Annotated in this window: 19 protein-coding genes; 10 read left to right on the top strand and 9 right to left on the bottom strand. The window is 43.1% G+C overall.

Annotation, left to right across the window (positions count from 1 at the left end):
- Window positions 1–35 precede the first annotated feature (35 nt).
- The gene (locus CWI32_RS02350; protein ID WP_005173301.1) at window positions 36–1,367 is read right to left on the bottom strand and encodes a PGAP1-like alpha/beta domain-containing protein; all 1,332 of its coding nucleotides are present in this window, start codon (window positions 1,365–1,367) and stop codon (window positions 36–38) included.
- Between the two features lie 246 nt (window positions 1,368–1,613).
- Here CWI32_RS02350 and CWI32_RS02345 point away from each other — a divergent pair, with 246 nt between their 5' ends.
- Together CWI32_RS02345 and parE are read left to right on the top strand one after the other, a co-directional pair.
- Complete coding sequence (locus CWI32_RS02345; protein WP_100534543.1) at window positions 1,614–2,207, top strand: YqiA/YcfP family alpha/beta fold hydrolase; 594 nt, start codon at window positions 1,614–1,616, stop codon at window positions 2,205–2,207.
- Between the two features lies 1 nt (window position 2,208).
- On the top strand, window positions 2,209–4,089 hold the full coding sequence (parE, locus tag CWI32_RS02340; protein WP_100534542.1) for a DNA topoisomerase IV subunit B: 1,881 nt from the start codon (window positions 2,209–2,211) through the stop codon (window positions 4,087–4,089).
- A 108-nt stretch (window positions 4,090–4,197) separates the two neighbouring features.
- On the opposite strand, the gene CWI32_RS02335 is transcribed toward parE, so the two are convergent.
- The 3 genes from CWI32_RS02335 to CWI32_RS02325 form a co-directional block, all read right to left on the bottom strand.
- Window positions 4,198–4,926: a tetratricopeptide repeat protein gene (locus CWI32_RS02335; protein ID WP_100534541.1), complete on the bottom strand. Its 729-nt coding sequence runs from the start codon at window positions 4,924–4,926 to the stop codon at window positions 4,198–4,200.
- Between the two features lie 116 nt (window positions 4,927–5,042).
- The gene (locus CWI32_RS02330; RefSeq protein ID WP_005173289.1) at window positions 5,043–5,570 is read right to left on the bottom strand and encodes a GNAT family N-acetyltransferase; all 528 of its coding nucleotides are present in this window, start codon (window positions 5,568–5,570) and stop codon (window positions 5,043–5,045) included.
- A 74-nt stretch (window positions 5,571–5,644) separates the two neighbouring features.
- Window positions 5,645–6,388 carry an outer membrane protein OmpK gene (locus CWI32_RS02325; RefSeq protein ID WP_100534540.1) on the bottom strand — a complete coding sequence of 248 codons (744 nt, stop codon included), beginning with the start codon at window positions 6,386–6,388 and terminating at the stop codon, window positions 5,645–5,647.
- Between the two features lie 1,125 nt (window positions 6,389–7,513).
- Between CWI32_RS02325 and CWI32_RS02320 the strand changes: the two genes are divergently transcribed.
- The 4 genes from CWI32_RS02320 to dsbD all read left to right on the top strand — a co-directional run bounded on the left by CWI32_RS02320 (window position 7,514) and on the right by dsbD (window position 11,192).
- Window positions 7,514–7,882, top strand: a complete 369-nt coding sequence (locus tag CWI32_RS02320; protein WP_005094974.1) for an HPF/RaiA family ribosome-associated protein — start codon at window positions 7,514–7,516, stop codon at window positions 7,880–7,882.
- 128 nt (window positions 7,883–8,010) lie between these two features.
- On the top strand, window positions 8,011–8,553 hold the full coding sequence (locus tag CWI32_RS02315; protein WP_005094976.1) for an ankyrin repeat domain-containing protein: 543 nt from the start codon (window positions 8,011–8,013) through the stop codon (window positions 8,551–8,553).
- Window positions 8,554–8,574: 21 nt separating this feature from the next.
- Complete coding sequence (locus CWI32_RS02310; protein WP_100354946.1) at window positions 8,575–9,330, top strand: transporter; 756 nt, start codon at window positions 8,575–8,577, stop codon at window positions 9,328–9,330.
- 53 nt (window positions 9,331–9,383) lie between these two features.
- Window positions 9,384–11,192 (top strand): protein-disulfide reductase DsbD, encoded by a 1,809-nt coding sequence (gene dsbD / locus CWI32_RS02305; protein WP_378267485.1) that lies wholly within the window; start codon window positions 9,384–9,386, stop codon window positions 11,190–11,192.
- A 31-nt stretch (window positions 11,193–11,223) separates the two neighbouring features.
- Here dsbD and CWI32_RS02300 read toward each other — a convergent pair whose 3' ends face one another.
- On the bottom strand, window positions 11,224–12,420 hold the full coding sequence (locus CWI32_RS02300; RefSeq protein ID WP_100534538.1) for a GGDEF domain-containing protein: 1,197 nt from the start codon (window positions 12,418–12,420) through the stop codon (window positions 11,224–11,226).
- A 262-nt stretch (window positions 12,421–12,682) separates the two neighbouring features.
- On the opposite strand from CWI32_RS02300, the gene CWI32_RS02295 reads away from it, so the two are divergent.
- Complete coding sequence (locus CWI32_RS02295) at window positions 12,683–13,252, top strand: FMN-dependent NADH-azoreductase (RefSeq protein ID WP_100534537.1); 570 nt, start codon at window positions 12,683–12,685, stop codon at window positions 13,250–13,252.
- A 62-nt stretch (window positions 13,253–13,314) separates the two neighbouring features.
- Here CWI32_RS02295 and CWI32_RS02290 read toward each other — a convergent pair whose 3' ends face one another.
- On the bottom strand, window positions 13,315–14,226 hold the full coding sequence (locus CWI32_RS02290; RefSeq protein ID WP_005173280.1) for an alpha/beta hydrolase: 912 nt from the start codon (window positions 14,224–14,226) through the stop codon (window positions 13,315–13,317).
- A gap of 156 nt (window positions 14,227–14,382) precedes the next feature.
- Here CWI32_RS02290 and CWI32_RS02285 point away from each other — a divergent pair, with 156 nt between their 5' ends.
- Window positions 14,383–14,820, top strand: coding sequence for a DUF2147 domain-containing protein (locus CWI32_RS02285; RefSeq protein ID WP_005173279.1), 438 nt, complete (start codon window positions 14,383–14,385; stop codon window positions 14,818–14,820).
- Between the two features lie 70 nt (window positions 14,821–14,890).
- Here CWI32_RS02285 and CWI32_RS02280 read toward each other — a convergent pair whose 3' ends face one another.
- Window positions 14,891–15,241 (bottom strand): Spx/MgsR family RNA polymerase-binding regulatory protein, encoded by a 351-nt coding sequence (locus tag CWI32_RS02280; RefSeq protein ID WP_034609159.1) that lies wholly within the window; start codon window positions 15,239–15,241, stop codon window positions 14,891–14,893.
- A 461-nt stretch (window positions 15,242–15,702) separates the two neighbouring features.
- A complete protein-coding gene (locus tag CWI32_RS02275) occupies window positions 15,703–16,521 on the bottom strand; it encodes an exodeoxyribonuclease III (protein WP_005094995.1) in 819 nt (272 codons plus the stop codon).
- Window positions 16,522–16,561: 40 nt separating this feature from the next.
- Between CWI32_RS02275 and pyrE the strand changes: the two genes are divergently transcribed.
- Complete coding sequence (gene pyrE / locus CWI32_RS02270; protein ID WP_005094997.1) at window positions 16,562–17,212, top strand: orotate phosphoribosyltransferase; 651 nt, start codon at window positions 16,562–16,564, stop codon at window positions 17,210–17,212.
- A 598-nt stretch (window positions 17,213–17,810) separates the two neighbouring features.
- Here pyrE and CWI32_RS02265 read toward each other — a convergent pair.
- Window positions 17,811–18,020: a cold-shock protein gene (locus CWI32_RS02265; protein WP_005094999.1), complete on the bottom strand. Its 210-nt coding sequence runs from the start codon at window positions 18,018–18,020 to the stop codon at window positions 17,811–17,813.
- A 547-nt stretch (window positions 18,021–18,567) separates the two neighbouring features.
- Here CWI32_RS02265 and CWI32_RS02260 point away from each other — a divergent pair.
- Window positions 18,568–18,894 (top strand): hypothetical protein, encoded by a 327-nt coding sequence (locus CWI32_RS02260; RefSeq protein ID WP_005095001.1) that lies wholly within the window; start codon window positions 18,568–18,570, stop codon window positions 18,892–18,894.
- Window positions 18,895–18,991 lie beyond the last annotated feature (97 nt).

Below are 18,991 nucleotides of genomic sequence, written 5' to 3'. Positions count from 1 at the left end.
AGCCCTCAATTGAGGGTTTTTTAATGCGCTGAAAGTTAAGTCAGGGCAATACCTTCCAGACTTTCCAGATCAATTGTATATTCACGAATTTGATCAAAGGCTTCATCTTCTACACTTGGATAGAACCAGCGTGCCACCTGTTCGGCGACCAGCGGATGATATTGAATCTCGAAATGGTTCAAGCCATAGAAAATAGCCTTGTGGGCATCCGGAACTTTGAGCTGGAAACGCGGATTGGGATGCTCGCCCAAAGCGCTTTTGATACTGACCAGATAGTCGCCAATCACGTGCAGGGTCTTGTTTTTGCGGTTTTCAAATTCGATCGTACCCGCGACCAGATAGGTGTCGATATGCGACGGAATCGGGGCAGGTTTACGGTTGTCATCCATAAAGCCGATCCGAAGCGCATTATGCTCCCAGTCATCATCACGGACGCTGCCATGGCGTAAATCCAGAATTCCATTACTGCGAATATTGACCAAATGACCAATCAGCCGGATCAGCGGGAAATGTCCAAGTTTGTCCTGCAAGCTAAACCCAAAACGTTCCAGTACAGCACCATGATGTGGTGAGCCGAGACAGACCAGATTCTCCACCATATTGATCCAGCCATACATATTCTGCTTGCCATAAAACAGCGCACTACGAGAGACCAGACCCCCCATGCTATGCCCGATCAGGTCAATACTGGTAATTCTCGGATTGCGAGCAACCAGATCCTGCAAGGTATTGGCTAGACTGCGGCCATTGGCTGAAATTCGCCGACCGGTATTGTAATTCAGATACAGCATGGTATTGCGGTCGCGCTGGGCCAGTAATTTTTCTCCAATCCCTTCATATTTGCGATTTGACCAGTCTAAATGGTTCATGCATAAGCCATGTACAAACAGGGTAATCCGTCCGCTCAGCTCACCATTTTGCAATGAGCCATAATGATCATAGATCACCATGGGCAAGGCCAAAGGGTTTTGATATTTCAGCAGATAATCCCCAATAATGCCATTTAAGGCACTGACCAGAAAATGCAAGGAAGGCGTCAGCGGCTTATTATGCAGTTTGGGAAAACGTTCAATAATCTGGCGTAGACCGGGTGCAATCAGGGTATTGCCATAATGAAACAGCATGTCATAGGACATTTGATAGAGCCGGGCAATCGATGGAATATTCTGAATTTTTTGTGAATTATTCTCACTTAGACCAAAAATACTCATTAAAATTTCACGCTGAATACTCTTGATCAGTTCCTGAATCACGTCGTTAAAGCGCGTCGTCACCAGCTGCGCCAGACCTTCCAGTACATCGGCCTGACTCGGTGGGGTTCGGTCCCAGCGACAATAGGTTTCATGTAACGGTGTCAAACTTGGCATCTGATGCTGTCCTTTCAATGAGCCGCATGATTTGTCATCTTTCTTTTTAAAGAACTTCGCGGTATAAATTCTTTTTCTTGTCGAGTTTCCAGATATTGAGGCCTTCATTCTAAAATAGCGAGAATTACAGAATACTTCTGGCTTTTTTGTCAGACAATTTAAGTAATTAACGGGTCTTATAATGTAGTGTACTTCACATTTTTTAAATTAAATTTTGATGATGAATGGGTTTTTTGTTGGTAGTTCATGAATATTATTTATTTGCATGGCTTTAAAAGTAATGCCCACTCGATCAAGGGGACATTGCTGCAACACTACTGTGCAAAATACTCCGGGGTTCAGGTGCATTTGCCTGATTTAAATATGTCGCCACTGGCTGCGATTCAGCAGCTTTCCGAGCAGATTCAGTCAATGCAAGATGTGGCGCTGGTGGGCAGCAGTCTCGGCGGATTCTATGCGACATATCTGGTCGCACAGCATGCTGTGCCTGCTGTACTGATTAATCCGGCAATGCGACCATGGCAACTGTTTCGTGAACTGTTTGACGAGCAACTGCCTTTGCAGGTGCATCCGAACTGGTGTCTGGATGATGCGGATCTTCGACAACTGCAACAATTGGCCCTGCCAGTTGCACAAGATGCAGACAAAATGCTGGTTCTGCTGCAACAAGGCGATGAAGTTTTGGATTATCGTGAAGCACATCGTTATTATAGTGCTGCGCGTCCCCCTGCAATGCTGATGACCGAAGCAAATGGCAGTCACGGGATGGATGATTTTGCGGAGAAAATTCCGCTGCTCTTACAGTTTTTGTTGGACTGCATAAAAAAGGAAACCGAATAACGTGTCTCAATATACGGCTCAATCTCTTGAAGTTTTATCTGGTCTGGATCCGGTACGTCGTCGTCCGGGCATGTATACCGATACCTCTCGTCCGAACCATCTGGCGCAGGAAGTGATTGATAATGCTGTCGATGAGGCCTTGGCCGGACATGCCAACAAGATTACCGTCACGGTCTGTAAAGATGGTTCATTATCTGTCGAAGATAACGGTCGTGGTATGCCAGTCGATATTCATCCCGAATATGGTCAAAGTGGTATTGAAATCATCATGACCAAACTGCATGCCGGTGGTAAGTTCAGCACCGATAACTACCAGTTTTCCGGTGGTTTGCATGGCGTGGGGATTTCAGTCGTCAATGCGCTTTCGACCCGTGTAGAAGTCGAAGTTCAGCGTCAGGGCAACCTGTATAAAATGGCCTTTGAAAATGGTGAGCCGACGGCTCCACTTGAAGTGCTGGCAGGCAAGGCGCCTAAACGCGCCTCGGGAACTACGGTACATTTCTGGCCTGAAACCAAATACTTCGATTCACCCAAATTTGCCTTAAAAGCTTTAAAGCATAATCTCAAAGCCAAAGCGGTTTTGGCTGCGGGCTTACAGATCAATTATGTTGACCAGATCAATGACGAAAAGATCAGCTGGCAGTTTGAAAATGGTCTGGTCGACTATTTGATGGATGAGCTTGAGGATCGTGAAATCATTCCTGCACCGGCTTTTGTTGCAACAGGTGACGCTGAGCGTGCCAGTGCCGAGTTTGCGATTTGCTGGAATGTAGAAGGCGGCGATAGCATTCAGGAATCCTATGTCAACCTGATTCCGACCGCGCAGGGCGGTACCCATGTCAATGGTTTACGTTCAGGCGTGACCGATGCCATGCGTGAATTCTGTGAGCTGCGTAATCTGTTGCCGCGTAATATGAAACTCTCTGCGGAAGATGTCTGGGATGGTGTCAACTATATTCTGTCGCTGAAATTCCAGGAGCCGCAGTTCTCGGGACAAACCAAAGAGCGTCTGTCGAGTCGTGAAGCCTCAGGTACGGTGCAGAATATTGCCAAAGATGCATTTGCACTCTGGCTAAACCAGAATTCTGATATCGCGATGCAACTGGCTGAAATGGCCATTTCCAAAGCGGGTCGCCGTTTAAAAGCCGCGAAAAAAGTAGAACGTAAAAAAATTGTGGCCGGTCCAACCTTGCCGGGTAAATTATCCGACTGTGTTGGACATGATCTGGATCAGTCGGAACTGTTTATTGTGGAAGGCGATTCTGCGGGTGGTTCTGCCAAACAGGCGCGTGATAAAAACTTCCAGGCGATCATGCCCATTCGCGGTAAAATTCTAAACACTTGGGAAGTCTCTTCGGATGAAGTTTTGGCATCGCAAGAAGTACATAACATCGCGATTGCGATCGGTGTCGATCCGGGTTCAGATGACCTGTCCGAGCTACGTTATGGCAAAATCTGTATTCTGGCCGATGCCGATTCCGACGGTCTGCATATTGCAACTTTGCTCTGTGCCCTGTTCGTCAAGCATTTCCCGACCTTGGTGGAAGAAGGGCATTTATTCGTTGCCATGCCGCCCTTGTATCGGATTGATGACAACAAAGACGTGCACTATGCCCTGGATGATGACGAGCTCAATGGTATTTTGAAAAAATGCAAAAGCAAAAATCCGCAAATTACCCGATTCAAAGGTCTGGGCGAGATGAATGCCAGCCAGTTACGTGAAACGACCTTAGATCCAAATACACGCCGTTTGGTGCAGCTGGATTTGGATGATAGTCATTTTACCGCAGGTTTACTGGATAAGTTACTTGCGAAAAAACGTGCCAGTGACCGTAAGGAATGGTTAGAGCAAAAAGGCAATCTGGCAGATATTATTGTGTAATAGCACTCTTTTTTAGATCAAGAGCCCGCAACTGCGGGCTTTTTGCTGGCTTGAATCTAAGTACTATTTTTTCGATCTGAGCGCTGATATTTTTATATCTAAAACCGATTAATTCTCTACTTTTAAGAAAACTCCTGCCGCTGAAACATTATGCCCAAAGCCACAACCTGAATCACCACTATTTTGCTTAAGCACTGCATGACTTCCGAGTTTGGCATCAAAGCCGAAAGAGATATCGATTTTGCAGTCTTCAGAGCGATATTGTGCCTGTGTTTTATTCAGTGGCATCGTGGTATTAAATCCACCTAGATTTGGTCCATAAATCAAACTGCGTAAGCCCATATAGAGACCTTCATATTCGATCGCATAATGTTGCTGCTGTTTGACAATTTTCAGCGTACTCCAGGCACCAAAACCGGCATGCTGTACATAAGTACCTGCAAGTTCAGTGTCCTTTTTAGGTGGAGGAAGCTGTTTTAAATTAAATTGACTACTTTTAGCATCGGGGTAAACGGAGAACCAGGCACGTGCCCATTGAGGCTTGCCAAGTTTGCTATAGCTTAAACCCACATTATTAAATGCTGTTGTAATGGCTTGTTCAGAGAAAGAGGTTTTAGCTTCATCCCGGTTCATTTCACAAAAAGATGACCAGGCAGCTTGTTGCTTAAATTGTGCTATGGCCTGTTGATAGTGTTTTTGATCATAGAATTTTTTGCCATTATTGGCGTAGCTCTTCACTTTGCTGCAGCTTGTACGAAGTTCTTTTTCAAAATCTGAATCGGCAAAAGTTAGTGTACTTAAAGTTAAAATACCAATACAACATAGAGATTTATACATTGTTTTACTCTGGACGGCTTTGATCTGAATAAAACATAGCCAGCTTTGGAAGTAAATAGAGTGTCTGTTTCGATACCAGTTTAAAAAAAGAGAAGCCGGTCTAAATAACAGGAGATTTAAAGAGCCGTTACTTCAGCCTGCTCCAAATTCAGTTGTAATAGCACCAGATCGCGCCATTGACCAAACTTTTGTCCAACTTGCGGCATATAAGCACTTTGCACAAAGCCCAGTTTTTCATGCAGGCGAATCGATGAGATATTTTCTGAATCAATCGCTGCGACCATGATATGCAATTGCTGTGCTTGAGCCTCTTCAATTAAATGCTTTAATAAGCTAGAACCTAGACCTTGTCCTGCATAATCCGGATTTAGAAAAACTGAATGTTCTACCGTGTGTTGAAAGCCTTGAATACTACGAAACTGGTCATAGCAGGCATAGCCAGCAACACGCTGATCTTGTCTATCTTCAACCACAAAAACCGGGAAATTTTGATTCTTCAACTGCTTAAACCAGATTTTAAAATAGTTCAAATCAAAGGCTGTTCTGTTCCAGGTCGCAGTGCCATGTAGCACTTCTTGATTATAAATCTCGAGGATGGTTTCAAGATCATGCTCGGTGGCATGTCGAATTTGAAAATGATGCATATTTTTGTTCTAGTTTGGCTTGAATAAGGGATGAAAAAAGCAGAACCGAAGTTCTGCCTTTGATCATACCTCAATTAGAAGTGATACTTCACCAGTGCACTAACATCATGTTGGTCGATATTTGTACCGAACTTGTTATTCCAGACCGAATGCTCGATACCTAGATAAAGTTTAGTCTCGGGAGAAATGTGTTTACCCACATTCCATTTATATTGACTGGTCCAGTTGAGTTCACTTTTATGATCGGGACCTTCAGCAGTTGACCAATCTAGGAAAGCATCTGCCAGGAACTCTTCACTGCCAATTTTAAATGGTACCGCATAAGTGATGGTCATTTGATAATCATCTTTTTGCAGATCATTGTCGGCTTTATAGAAGTTGATGGTTGCATAGTTGGTATAAGGGATCGCTAAATTAAAACCAACACCATATAGGTAGTTGTTAAAATCACTACCCTGGGCACTGTTGCCTTCCCAAGTCGTTGCAATCAATATGTCTGTGATAGGGCCTAGTTCAAGTTTCTGGCCAGTTACCGCGCCAAGGCTTAAACGTGGTGCAACTTCAAAATAGGTTTCGTTACCATTTGGATCATTGTTGGTACGATCCGCAAAGGCAAAGAAATCGCCATATTTAAAACCGGCTGCATATTCAGCAGTAACTGTGCTTTGCTCAATTTTTTCATCTTGAGTTGGAAATGGTACTTTATAGTTTTCACCATAAAGGCCGGTCAGGCTAAAGTCTTGCCAGATTGGTTTTGCCTGGGTAAATGTTGCAGTGGTAGCCAATGCACAAAGTGCCGCGAGTTGTGTCAATTTCATTTAAATCTCTCCCCCAAGAAAGCAGAGTAAGCATACAGATTAATGCGTAAAAATAAAGTTAAAATTGATCGTTGACCTAAATATCTCCAAGTCTTCAGCATGAGGAAATATTTGATCTCATCGATAGACATTTCCGAAAATAAGAGATGAGTTTTTAAGTCATTATTATTAAAAAAAATTTAAATCAGGCAGTATAAAAACCAAGAAAGCTTTATTGAAATAATAAAGCTGAAACTCTCTTTAATCGAATTTAAATCTCACTGTTTTTTAAGTGTTTTGAGTTTGCAAGATTGCCATCTCATCATTCATCAAAAAGAGAAAGCACAATAGCGATGTATTTTTAGGGCGAATATTTTGCTAAAAAGCATGAAAATGTTTGGCTCGATGAAGCTATTTGGCCGGTATTTAAGCGACTATAGCTGCCAGAATCTTTAAATTCCTGTTCATTTTGTGTAATAAATTCAAGCTTTAATCAAAGTTTTTTGTTTATTTATTAAACTGTTTGGCTTGTGGAGAAATCATCCTGACCGGTCATTTCCTGCATACAAAAAGCCATAAGAACATTGTGTTTAGGGGAAGATATAAGAATTTTTGAAAATCTTTAAGAAGAGTAGAAAACAATCACTAGCCTAGAAGAGAGAAGGATGATTGTAAGGCTTGTCACGCTTATATTTCCCAGAAAATCTACTTGATTATTGCTTCTGAGATTTTCAGATAAACTCTTCAGATTTTGCCATTATTTCAGCTCATGAATAGAGTGGTCTGGATGTTATTTGTACTTTTTTATAAGAATATTTCGCTATTAATTTTTGATGAAATCATATGAATGATAATGTAATTGAGAGAGGTCAATAACCCTATTTTAAGCTGAGTAAACAGTTGTCACAATCCATTATTCTTTTGCTAAAAAGCCAAAATAGGACTTGCATATTTTCAAGATAGGGCTGATATTCGAGATATAAGGACACGGTTCTGCAGACTCAAAAATGTGTTCATCATTCAAAGTGGAGGGTGTAATTCCAATCATTTGAAGAAGTGAAATGCGATGCGAAACAGCAAGCTACAAACGTGCCAAGATAAAAATTTTTGCACTCAAAAAGTTACAAAGATTGAGGATGGTAATTTATGAATATTGAACTTCGTACAGATAAACACATTCAGAATAGCGAGCGTTTAATTGATTATGTACGTGAAGAATTAAATCAAGAATTCCAGCGCCATAGTGAGCGTATTACTCATTTTTCAGTCCATCTCAGTGATGAAAATGGCGCCAAAGGCGGTGATGATGATATTCGCTGCATGATAGAAGCGCGTCCTGCAGGGTTAAAACCCGTGGTCGTCAATCATCGCGCTCACAATGTGGATACTGCCATTCGTGGTGCGATTGACCGGCTAAAACGCAGTCTGGAACATGTGATTGAGAAAAAAGACAATGTTCGTCCTGGTGCCTTAGCACTGGCAGATACAGATACTGCAGCAGAGATTGACGAGTAATGCTGACCGATTTTAAAAAGCCCTGCGGGGCTTTTTTTGTATGAAATAAAAATATAATAGTGAGAAGCGCAACAAAGCCGCACGTTATTCGGCATAATAGTCGAAAACGAATGAAAGTGAGCTCCATCATGTTAACTGCGCAACAACAGCTTTTTGTGCAAGCACTCGAAGAATTAAATCTGGATCAGGTAAAGCAGCTTTTGGCAGATGGACTCAATCCAAATTTTATTGATCATGACAAAGGCCCGGTAATTTCGGTCTGGTCAGATGGTTTATTTAAATGGTGGGAAGAGGTATGCGAGTTATATGAAGCCGGCACCCCACTTTCAGCTGAAGAAAAACAGGCAAGATTGGCTGTACATTTACAAATTCTGGAAGAATTGATCCAGGCCAAAGTGAATTTGCATCTCTGGGATGCAGAAGAAATTTATGGCCCATTATGGGATGCTGCAAGTGCCGCATGTGCACCTGCCGTGCAGCGTTTACTCGATGAAAAAGTTGATCCAAATAGCAAAGATGAAGATGGCATGACCATTTTATCTTCGATCAGTGACCTGTTCTTCGATTGTGATTTTGATGAAATTAACTGGTCAGAAGCCTTGGATGAAGAAAAACAGACGCTAGAACTCCTGCGTAGTCATGGCGCAAAAATGAGCAAAGAACTGGGTTAAATTTTAATAAAGAGCACCAAGATGACAATATTAAAAACTTTGGGTTTAATTGCACTGACTGGTTGCAGTGCATCACTTTTCGCAGCAGATTTTGAATTTGATCGACCAGGTGAAGGTCTGAGTACAGGCATTACCCCGGTCGGAAATGTTGCCTGGGAGCAAGGTTTGCCCACAGCCCGCTACAGCAAGTCGGGCGAGCAAACGGTAACGACACTGAATGCAGATATGTTGTTACGTACCGGACTTAGTGATGGTCTGGAGTTGCGTCTGGGCTGGGAAGGCCCTGTCTGGTCACAAGTCAAATCCAATGGTCAGACGAATGAAAATGATGGTCTGGGCGATGTCAGTATTGGTCTGAAAAAAGCCATTGATCTGGATGATGACAAACTGAGTCTGGCCTTGCTGGCCGAAGCAGTTATTGCGACAGGCAATGCCGGTTTCAGTAATGAAGAAGATATTTACAGCCTGGGTTCTGTCGTATCGTACCAATATAATGACTTGGTTAGTACTGCATTGACTATGCGTTATGAATGGCAGGACAGCAATTGGGCCATAGCTGCGATTCCATCGATCGGCTACCAGATCACCGATCGCTGGTCAGGCTATTCTGAACTGATTTACCGTAAAGCTGAAAGCATCGACAATGAATACGCGCTTGGCACTGGGGTAATGTATGCACTTAATGACCGTGTTCAGCTGGATGCCAGTGTGGGAGTTGATCTGGACGGTACAGAGCGAAGCTACTTTTCAGGTTTAGGCGTATCCTTTTTATTCTAGGACACTCCAGTTTCGTGATGATCAGAAACCCGCAATTCCAGAGCTGGGGCAAAATGCTTGCCCCGGTCATCCTGGGAAGCCTCGTGTTTAGCAGTCCGGTTCAGGCCGAAACAGCGCTCTTGTCTGCCGAGCAGGCTTTTCCTGTTCATGTGATTTCTACCAGTCAGCAACAGGCTGAGCTGAGCTGGCAGATTCCGGATAACTATTATCTGTATCAGCATAAAATTGAAGTGCGGCAGGGCAATCAGCCTGTATTGCTTGAATTACCGCCTGCTAAAGATCTGTATGATGACAACTATGGGCATACCCAGGTGTATTATCAGCAGTTAAAGTTTCAGATTCCGACGCAGGCCAACCAGTCCTATCAGGTGAGCTGGCAGGGCTGTGCCAAAGACCGAATCTGTTATCCGCCGCAAAGTATTCAGTTCAAGACAGATCTGTCTGGTCTGGTGCAATTTGAAGCTGCCGGCCCAGGAAGCAAGCGCTTACTTGATCTAAACGGGTCATCACTGCAACACAATACCCTGTTTAATACAGCGGATTCCTCAGAATCTACAGCAGATGCATTTTCTGCAACCTCTAGCGGGCAACCCGCAGTCGGTGCGGCACAAGACCAAAAATGGTCAGCTCAATTGCTTGAACGCTCTTTGGGTTATGGACTGTTACTGTTCTTTGGCTTAGGAATCTTGCTGGCTTTTACCCCATGTTCCTTGCCGATGCTGCCGATCCTGACCTCGCTGATTGTACGGGATAGCAAAGGTGTCAAAGCCTGGATGATCGCCCTGACTTTTGTCAGCAGTATGGCCGCGGTCTATGCGGTGCTGGGTTTAATTGCGTCTTCGGCCGGCCTGAATTTCCAGCGTTGGTTGCAGCAACCCGGTACCCTGATCGCGTTTAGTGTGTTGTTTGTCCTGTTTGCCCTGAATCTGTTTGGACTGTTTGAGATTAAACTGCCACAACGTCTGGTTCAGCGTCTGGATCGGGCTCAGGCCATGCAGCAGGGCGGTAGTTTGGTCAGTGCTGGAGTCATGGGCATGATCTCGGCGCTGCTGGTCGGGCCATGCATGACCGCACCGTTGGCGGGTGCACTCTTGTTTATTTCCCAGACCCAAAGCCAGTGGCAGGGTGCCTTGCTGCTGTTTACCCTCGGTTTTGGCATGGGCACACCTTTACTGCTGGCCAGTATTTTGGGTGCACGGGTACTACCTAAAGCCGGGCACTGGATGAATCAGATCAAAGTGCTCTTTGCCTTTATCATGCTGGCGCTGGCACTGTATTTTATTCGCCCACTGATTTCAGAAGCGACTTTACAGTGGTTATCCTTAGGCTTGGGCATGGCCTTTGTGGCCTATGTACTGTTCCGGATTTTCTGGCATCGTACTGGCTTGAGGTGGTTGTATATCCTGTGTCTGATGATAGCGCTGCCTTATATCAGCTATAGCCAATATCAGTATAGTCAGCGGTTTTTTGTTGAGCAGTCCAGTACAGAAGCCCAGTGGCATGTGGCACGCAGCGCAGCAGAATTTCAGCAGATTTTGAATACAGCACCGCAAGGGCAAAAGATCGTGATTGATGTCTATGCCGACTGGTGTGTCGCTTGTCAGCCGATTGAACATCGTATTTTAAAATCTGCACAGGTACAGCAGGCTCTGGCACCTTATTTCCTGATCAAGCTGGATTTAAGCCAATACAATGCCTCGCATCAAATGCTGTTAAATCAATGGGAAATTCTGGGACCACCAACCTATTTATTTCTGAATGAGCAGCAACAGGAAATTCGCGGTTTACGTTTGACCGGTGCTTTTAGCGAAGCAGAATTGCTGGCCCAGCTGCAACGTCTGGCTCAAAGCTCAACTCCATAATCTTCATAATCATCGAAAAAGCTGAACCCGTTTAAGAAATCTGCATCTGTGCAGTCACCGGCTCAACATAGGCTTTGACCCGATTACGTCCACCGGCTTTGGCCTGATAAAGCGCCTGATCGGCCTGACTGAGTAGCTGTTGTGGGCGTAACTCGGCTTTGGAAATAGCAATTCCGAAACTGGCAGTCACCGGAATCGGCTCACCTTCATCACTCATCATCTGTAATTGCTGAATCGCGCTGCGGCAGCGTTCTGCTACTTGTTTGGCTTTTTCCAGACTGGTATTTTTCAGCACCAAAATGAACTCTTCACCGCCAAAGCGGCCCACTACATCACTTTCGCGTAACTGTTGGCTTAATACAGCACTGACTTCAACCAAGGTTTCATCGCCCTTATGATGACCATACAGATCATTAATTTTCTTAAAGTGATCCAGATCTAAGAGAACCAGGGCGTAATGGGGTACAGCCGTAGCATTGAGCTGATCCAGACATTGATTGATACTGCGCCGGTTAAACAGGTTGGTGAGCGGATCAATCTGACTGAGCTGCTTGATGAGTTCTTCACGATGACGCCATTGGCTGAGTAAAATTTCAAATAACACCATGCATACAGCTAAAATTGGGACAATGAAATACAGCATTGAAAACAGCCAGAAAGCATTATAAAAATGTTTGTCCTGAATGTTGAATAAAGGAGAATAAGGCAATTGCTGACTGAAGCTCAAATAAGCGCAACCGCCTAAAAAGAGCGAGGCTGGAATCAGCATGCTATAAACCAGCCTGCGATGAAACAGCACCAGTCCCACCATAATTAAACAGACATAGGATGTGGTGGCCACAGGACTGATCACCCCCACGACATAGGCATCACGGCACAGCGAAATCACAAAAGTACCAACTGCCAGATAGGGCAAATAACGTTCCACCAGAGGATTGCCCTGAAATTTATAACAGGGATAAATCAGTGCCAATAAAATCGCTAAAAAGCTGCTGTTCAGGATAACTTGGGTATGAACCCGTTCTAACTGAACATATTGCCAATACTCTGGATTGAATAAAACAAAGATATCCCAACCGAGCCAGGTCAGATGTACGCCGCAGCCCAAAGTTAGCATCAGGATGCACTTTTTGAGAATACTCCAGTTCATCACGACTTCATCTTCGACCAGATATTTCGTGATTCTGTGTTTGATTATTTTTTGTAATACAGGCGATATTCGCTTCATGTTGTCGGTCTGACTTAAATTATTATGGCAACTTTTTAAGATTTATTGACTATTTATAGCTTTATTTACATAAGATAACATAAGTTTTAACGCTTGATAAACCACAATATTTAAGGCGTCTGCAAAATAGGAATTTCTAATATTAAAGCTGGTTTTGTTCTAAATTCAGAATGATGTGTTTTATCTGTGCTAATTATTTCATGCAACCTAAGCCTTAAAATGGCTGCATTAGTTAGATAGCCCCATAGATGAGAGCGAAGCCATGAAAGTTTTACAGATTGATTCCAGTATTTTAGGCGATGCCTCTATTTCGCGTCAGCTGACTCAGGCGTTGGTGAGTCAGTTACAACAAAAACATGCTCAGGCCATCGAGCTTGAATATCTCGATCTTGCTGCACAGCCGATTCCACATCTCACGGCTGAAATTTTAATGGGTCAGAATGCAGAACAGACTGCATTAGGCGAAGACATCCTGCAGCAGTATTTACAGGCAGATATCGTGGTGATTGGCGCGGCCATGTATAACTTCGGTTTGCCATCGACCTTAAAAGCCTGGATTGACCGGATCTGTGTGGCGGGACGTACGTTTAAATATACCGAACAGGGCCCTGTCGGTCTGGCTGGCAATAAAAAAGTATATATTGCCAGCAGCCGTGGCGGAGTTTATGGGGAGCAAAACCCTGCCGATTTTCAGGAAGCTTTTTTGAAAACCGTGTTTAACTTTACCGGCGTAACCGATATTGAAGTGATTCGTGCGGAAGGCGTGAACATGGGCGAAACGATCAAGGCACAAGCCTTAGAGACGGCATTGCAGCAGGTTCAAGCCATCTAAATATCCAAAAACAACTCAAAAGGTCAGCCTATGCTGGCCTTTTTTATATGGGTGAACAGTGATTAATCTCGATCCAGACGGTGCGCGAAGGCTGCCAGATCGCTCAGCGCCTGTTGGGCTTCCTCAAACCAGGCACTGAACATCTGAAAGTTATGCCACATGCCGGTATACAGTTTAAATTCCACATCGACACCCGCCTGTTCGGCTTTTTCCTTAAAACGACTGGCATCATCCAGTAGAATTTCCTTGGAACCGACCTGAATATGAGTTGGGGGCAAGCCGCTTAAATCGGCGAAAAAGGGCGAAACTTCCGGATCACCCCGATCGATGGCACGCGGGACATAATATTCAATGCCAGTTTCAACTGTTTCCAGAGACAGCAGGGCATCATGTTTCTGGTTATAGCGCAACGATTCACTGGTCAGGGTCAAATCCAGCAAAGGAGACAACAGAATCAAACCACTCACTTGTGGGAGGTTTTCTTTTTGTAATTTGAGCGCCAAGGCCAGCGCCAGATTGGCCCCACAAGAATCACCGGACAGGATGATATCTTTGGCCTGAACGCCTTGATCGAGCAATAAGTTATACACATCAAACAAGGCTTCCAAGGCCTCTGGATAGGCAGATTCCGGTGACAGCGGATAATCTACATGCAGTACCTGCATCTGGGTTCGAGCCGCAATTTGAGTCATAAAGGCACGATGGGTATTTAAAGAGCCTAAATAAAATGCCCCGCCATGAATATGAAAAATCAGCTGGGTCGACTCTTGCTGCGGCTTAATTTCCTCTGCGCGCAGACCCGCCAGACGTAGCGAACGAATCTGTACGGTTTTGTCTTGTGGAAAGAGTTTGCACATCTGCTCCAGTGCAATGCGCATTGAACTCGGTGGAAGATTGAATCTGCTTGGGGCACGAATGACTGTCTTTAAGATGCTTTCTGTAATTAATTGTTTTGTTAACGGGCTTATCTTCATTTTCCTTCCATCTTTTTGTGCTTTTATTGATCATGTAGATTATTTACCAACCATATTTACAAGGTTACACTAAATAGTCACAGCTAAAAATTGAAAAATTGTTGTGACTTTTTAATACTACAGAGGTCTATTTTCAGACTAAGGAAATGAAGAAAAATGAAAAAAATAGCGCTTATGTTAGGACTACTAGGCTTATCTGTACTGGCAAATGCCGCAGATCCTTTAAATGGCACGGTTTGGAAAACCATTGATGATAAAACCAAGCAGCCTAAGGCCATGGTTAAATTTACTGAACAAAAGAACGGTACGTTGTCAGCAAGTATTCAATCTGTGTTAACACCAGGTGAAGAAAATGCCTGTACCAAGTGTGAAGGTCCGTACAAGAACAAGTCACTCAAAGGCTTGACCATTGTGAAAGGTCTTAAGAATTCAGGTGGTACCAGCTATGACAGTGGTTCAATTCTGGATCCGCAATCTGGTAAAACTTACAAACTGAAAGGCCAACTGGCAGATGGTGGCAAGAAACTTGAGCTTCGTGGCTTTATTGGTGTGGCAGCATTAGGCCGTAACCAGACTTGGGTTCGTGCAAACTAATCCAGTTCGATAGAAAGATAAAAGCCTGACTGCTGTCAGGCTTTTTTGTATGAATTATTTAGGATAATAATTAATTACTTAGGGTGCGATAAGCCGCGTCATCAAAACCGGCAATAAAACCTGTGGGCGTGGCCAAGATCGGACGTTTAATTAAACTGGTATGAGTGCTTAATGCGGCAATTAAAGCATCTTCACTGGACAGCGCCGTTTGCTGCTGTTCTTCAGTCAGTTTGCGCCATGTGGTTCCTTTTTTATTTAATACCACATCCTGACCCAGCGCATTCAGCCAGACTTTAATGGTATCAGCATCGATGCCCTGTTTCTTATAGTCATGAAATTCATAGCTCAACCCCAGCTCAGTCAGTAGGTCAAAAGCTTTTTTCATCGAATTGCAGTTTTTAATCCCGTAAATTTTTAACATATTCGCCATCTAACACATCTTAAATCATGGCCTAGCTTAACCAAATTCGCAGCAGTCGACCATGCAAAATAGAATGATTAGAAAACAATTTAAAATAGGGAGGCAGAATCGTCATCAAAATGACATCAATGCGCTTTAAAATGATCAGCAAGAAAAACAACAATAAAAAAAAATAATTTTAGGTAGTGGAAATAGAAAACCCGCATTTAATCATCCTGATCATGCGGGTCTCAATTCAACGTCCATTGTCACATCCATGAAAAACAAGCTAAATGTTTTAGTTTGTTTTATTTTCTTCCTACGGCGTCCTGTCCTTATGTTGTCATCCTGACATGTCCCTGTGCCGTGAGGCTATAATGCTCTGTTATGACATCGAGATAAACCCAAAAAATACGTCATGTCATGTAAGCAATAAGCCTTAATTGAGTGAACAGGTGTGCACTCAATTGATAGGTATCTTTTTATAGTTTGTAGTCGATGATCACTGGGGCATGATCGCTAAACCATTGTTCCTTATACACCCAGGCATTGACGGTACGCTCTTTCCAGTCTGGTGAGCAGGCCTGATAATCAATCCGCCAACCGACGTTCTTGGCTCGGGCTTGTCCGCGGTTTGACCACCAGGAATACAGTTCAGCTTCTTTGCGTACTTCGCGGAACGTATCGACATAACCGAGTTCATCATAGATATGATCTAGCCAGGCGCGCTCATGTGGTAAACAGCCGGAAGCTTTCTGGTTGCCGGACCAGTTTTTAATATCAATCCGTTTATGCACGATGTTGTAATCACCGCAGACAATCACCGATTTATTTTCATCGCGCCATTGTTTCAGGATTTTGGCATATTCTTCCAGAAAGTGATCTTTACGCGCTTGTGCTTCATCGCCTGATGAGCCGGAAGGTAGATACAATGAACAGATATGGGCCGTTTGCTCCAAACCTAAATCAAATTCGGCTGCAATAAAACGGCCTTGCGAATCTGCCAGTTCAAAGCCCAGACCATCGGTTAAAGAGACGAAGGGCAGGCGGCTATAAATCGCGGTACCGGCATAACCTGGACGTTCGGCAGGGAATAGATGAGTATACCAGCCTTCCGGTTTAAATTTATCGGTCCACTGCACATGGGTGATCCGGCTTTCCTGCATACAGATCACATCGGCATCCGACTGTTCCATCCATTCCAATAGGCCTTTGCTCACCGATGAGCGTAAACCGTTGACATTAATTGAAACGACACGAAGAATTTTTTGATCACCTGGATAGCTACTCTTTGGTATCATGCGCAAGTCTTACCTTAATTAATGGATTTAGGAGCACCTCATGCCAACGCCAGCTCAGTTTAACCCGCAAGCTTTTATCGAACTCGCATTATCACGCGGTGTGCTTAAATTTGGTGAGTTTACTTTAAAATCGGGACGTGTGAGTCCCTATTTTTTTAATGCGGGTCTGCTGAATGATGGTGAAGCCTTAACATTGCTGGCTTCTGGCTATGCAGCAAAATTAACGGCATGTGACCATGTGGAAGTGGTTTTTGGTCCTGCATATAAAGGTATTCCTTTTGTGGCAGCGACCGCTGTGGCGCTATCACAAAATCATGGGGTGAGTGTGCCTTGGGGTTTTAACCGCAAAGAAGCCAAAGATCATGGCGAGGGTGGCGTGCTAGTCGGTGCTTCTGTAGCAGGTAAAAAAGTCTGGATCATTGATGACGTGATCACGGCAGGAACAGCGATTCGTGAAGTCGTGACAATCTTGAAAAATGCCGGTGCACAAATCGCAGGTGTTTTGGTTGCACTTGACCGTCAGGAAAAAGGTCAGGGCGATTTATCAGCCATTCAGGAAGTGCAGCAAGAGCTCGAGATTCCTGTACATGCCTTAATTACCATGAAAGATTTGATGGACTATCTGGAAACCAAGGGCGATCAAGAAGCTTTAGCTAAAATGGAAGATTATCGAGTTAAATACGGGATCTAAGCGGTGATCCTTATCGTAAAGGAAGCTACAGCTTCCTTTTTTGTTTTAAAGTTCAATTGATGTAGAAATTAAGCATGCAAATACAGGGTGAATACTTAAAAAACTAAGTCAAAGTGCTGTAATTCAAAGATTTTTAATATTAAAGACTTTCAGTCTTGATGTAGATGAATACAGTTTAAAATACTGGAAATTGACAATAATATTCAGTGATTCTGTACGCATTTGCTTACATGAGTTCAAGCCGTTTGCGTCTATACGCAGCTTTGCTGCATTGCCTATAATGAATTCATCAGGAACAGGATGTTCCATAAAAGAATAACAAGAGATAAATACAAGGAAAGTAAGGTAAGACAGGAGTCATACCCAGCGAACCAACACGAAAAACCCCCGGCAGGATGCTGGGGGTTTTTCATTTTTAGCGATTCATGCAGGCCCAGATGTAGCAGGCTTAGACGCGGGGAGAATAAATAAGATGATTTACTGGTTTAAATGACTGGAATAGGTTTAAAAAGCATCACCAACCGATCGCTTTTGAAGATTGTTAATCTTTAGAGCCAAAAAAAGCACCTTAAGGTGCTTTTTTTATTGCTGGGCTAAATTATAGCGCAACGATATTGATCGCGTTCGGGCCTTTTTGACCTTCAACTACGCTGAAAGAAACGCGTTGGCCTTCAAACAATGTTTTGAAGCCAGAACTGCTAATTTCTTTAAAATGAGCAAAAACGTCAGGACCTGATTCTTGTTGAATAAAACCAAAACCTTTAGTTTCGTTAAACCATTTCACTGTACCGGTAACTGTAGTAGACATAATATAACCTATCAAATTTTTAATAATTTTAGCCATTAAAATGACTATGGATAACTTTGAAAAACAACAAGAATTGAAATAAAGATCTGAAAAAACTGAGGATTATAAAATAACACTGCGGTACTTAAAGAAGTTTAACTAAACAACACTTTTTTCTAGTTGAGTACAGCATAACCTAAATCAGCAAATATTCAAGTTTTTTATATTTATTATTTATTTTTCTTATAAATATAAGTGGATCTTTCTTTTTAAATATGTGCTGATCAATTTTTTTAGTATGACTGACTGTATGAAAGATTTACTCAAGCAAAACAACAAACATACATTCTGCTTACGTTACTTTATGTTAATCAAACTGAACCAGTACGCGGCAAGATTTTTCTAAGTGAGTGTATTTTATAACATTGGGTAAATTTGCAGCTGGCTTGTTTAAGATAGTTCTGGTCATTGTTCAGCTATTCAAAGGCCCCTATATTAAAAATACATGGAAAAATTAACTATAAGAATTTCTTAATTTTAATTTAAAACCAGAATAAGAGTGAGTCTCATGGATTACTGGAATTGTGTTTTATTAATTTCCATTATTGCAGTTGTAGGCCTAACGATTATTATCCTGCTAGTCGGCTGTAAAATCTGGAAAAACCTGATCGTCACTTTACTGATTTCGACCATAATGAGTTTTTTGATTATCTATGCCATCAACTTTATCTTTGGAAAGAGTCTGCATTTCCTTTGGGGTCACCGGGAAGTCGGGAATCTTGACTTTATGCTTGAAATTGGGCTGATGAGTCTGGTGATTGGTGGGGTAATCACCTTTATGATTATGTTAGGCACCTTGATTGCCAAAAGTAATGATAAACAGAGTGAGGAATAGAAACAGAGAGCAGGCAGTAGCAATGCTTTCTCTGGACAATACACAGCCTACTTCTCTTGAGTCAATTTAATAACAGCCGACGAAGTATGAATGGGTT

It is taken from the genome of Acinetobacter pseudolwoffii (assembly GCF_002803605.1).
Lineage (GTDB): Bacteria > Pseudomonadota > Gammaproteobacteria > Pseudomonadales > Moraxellaceae > Acinetobacter > Acinetobacter pseudolwoffii.
This window is presented reverse-complemented; position numbering and strand designations above follow the sequence as displayed.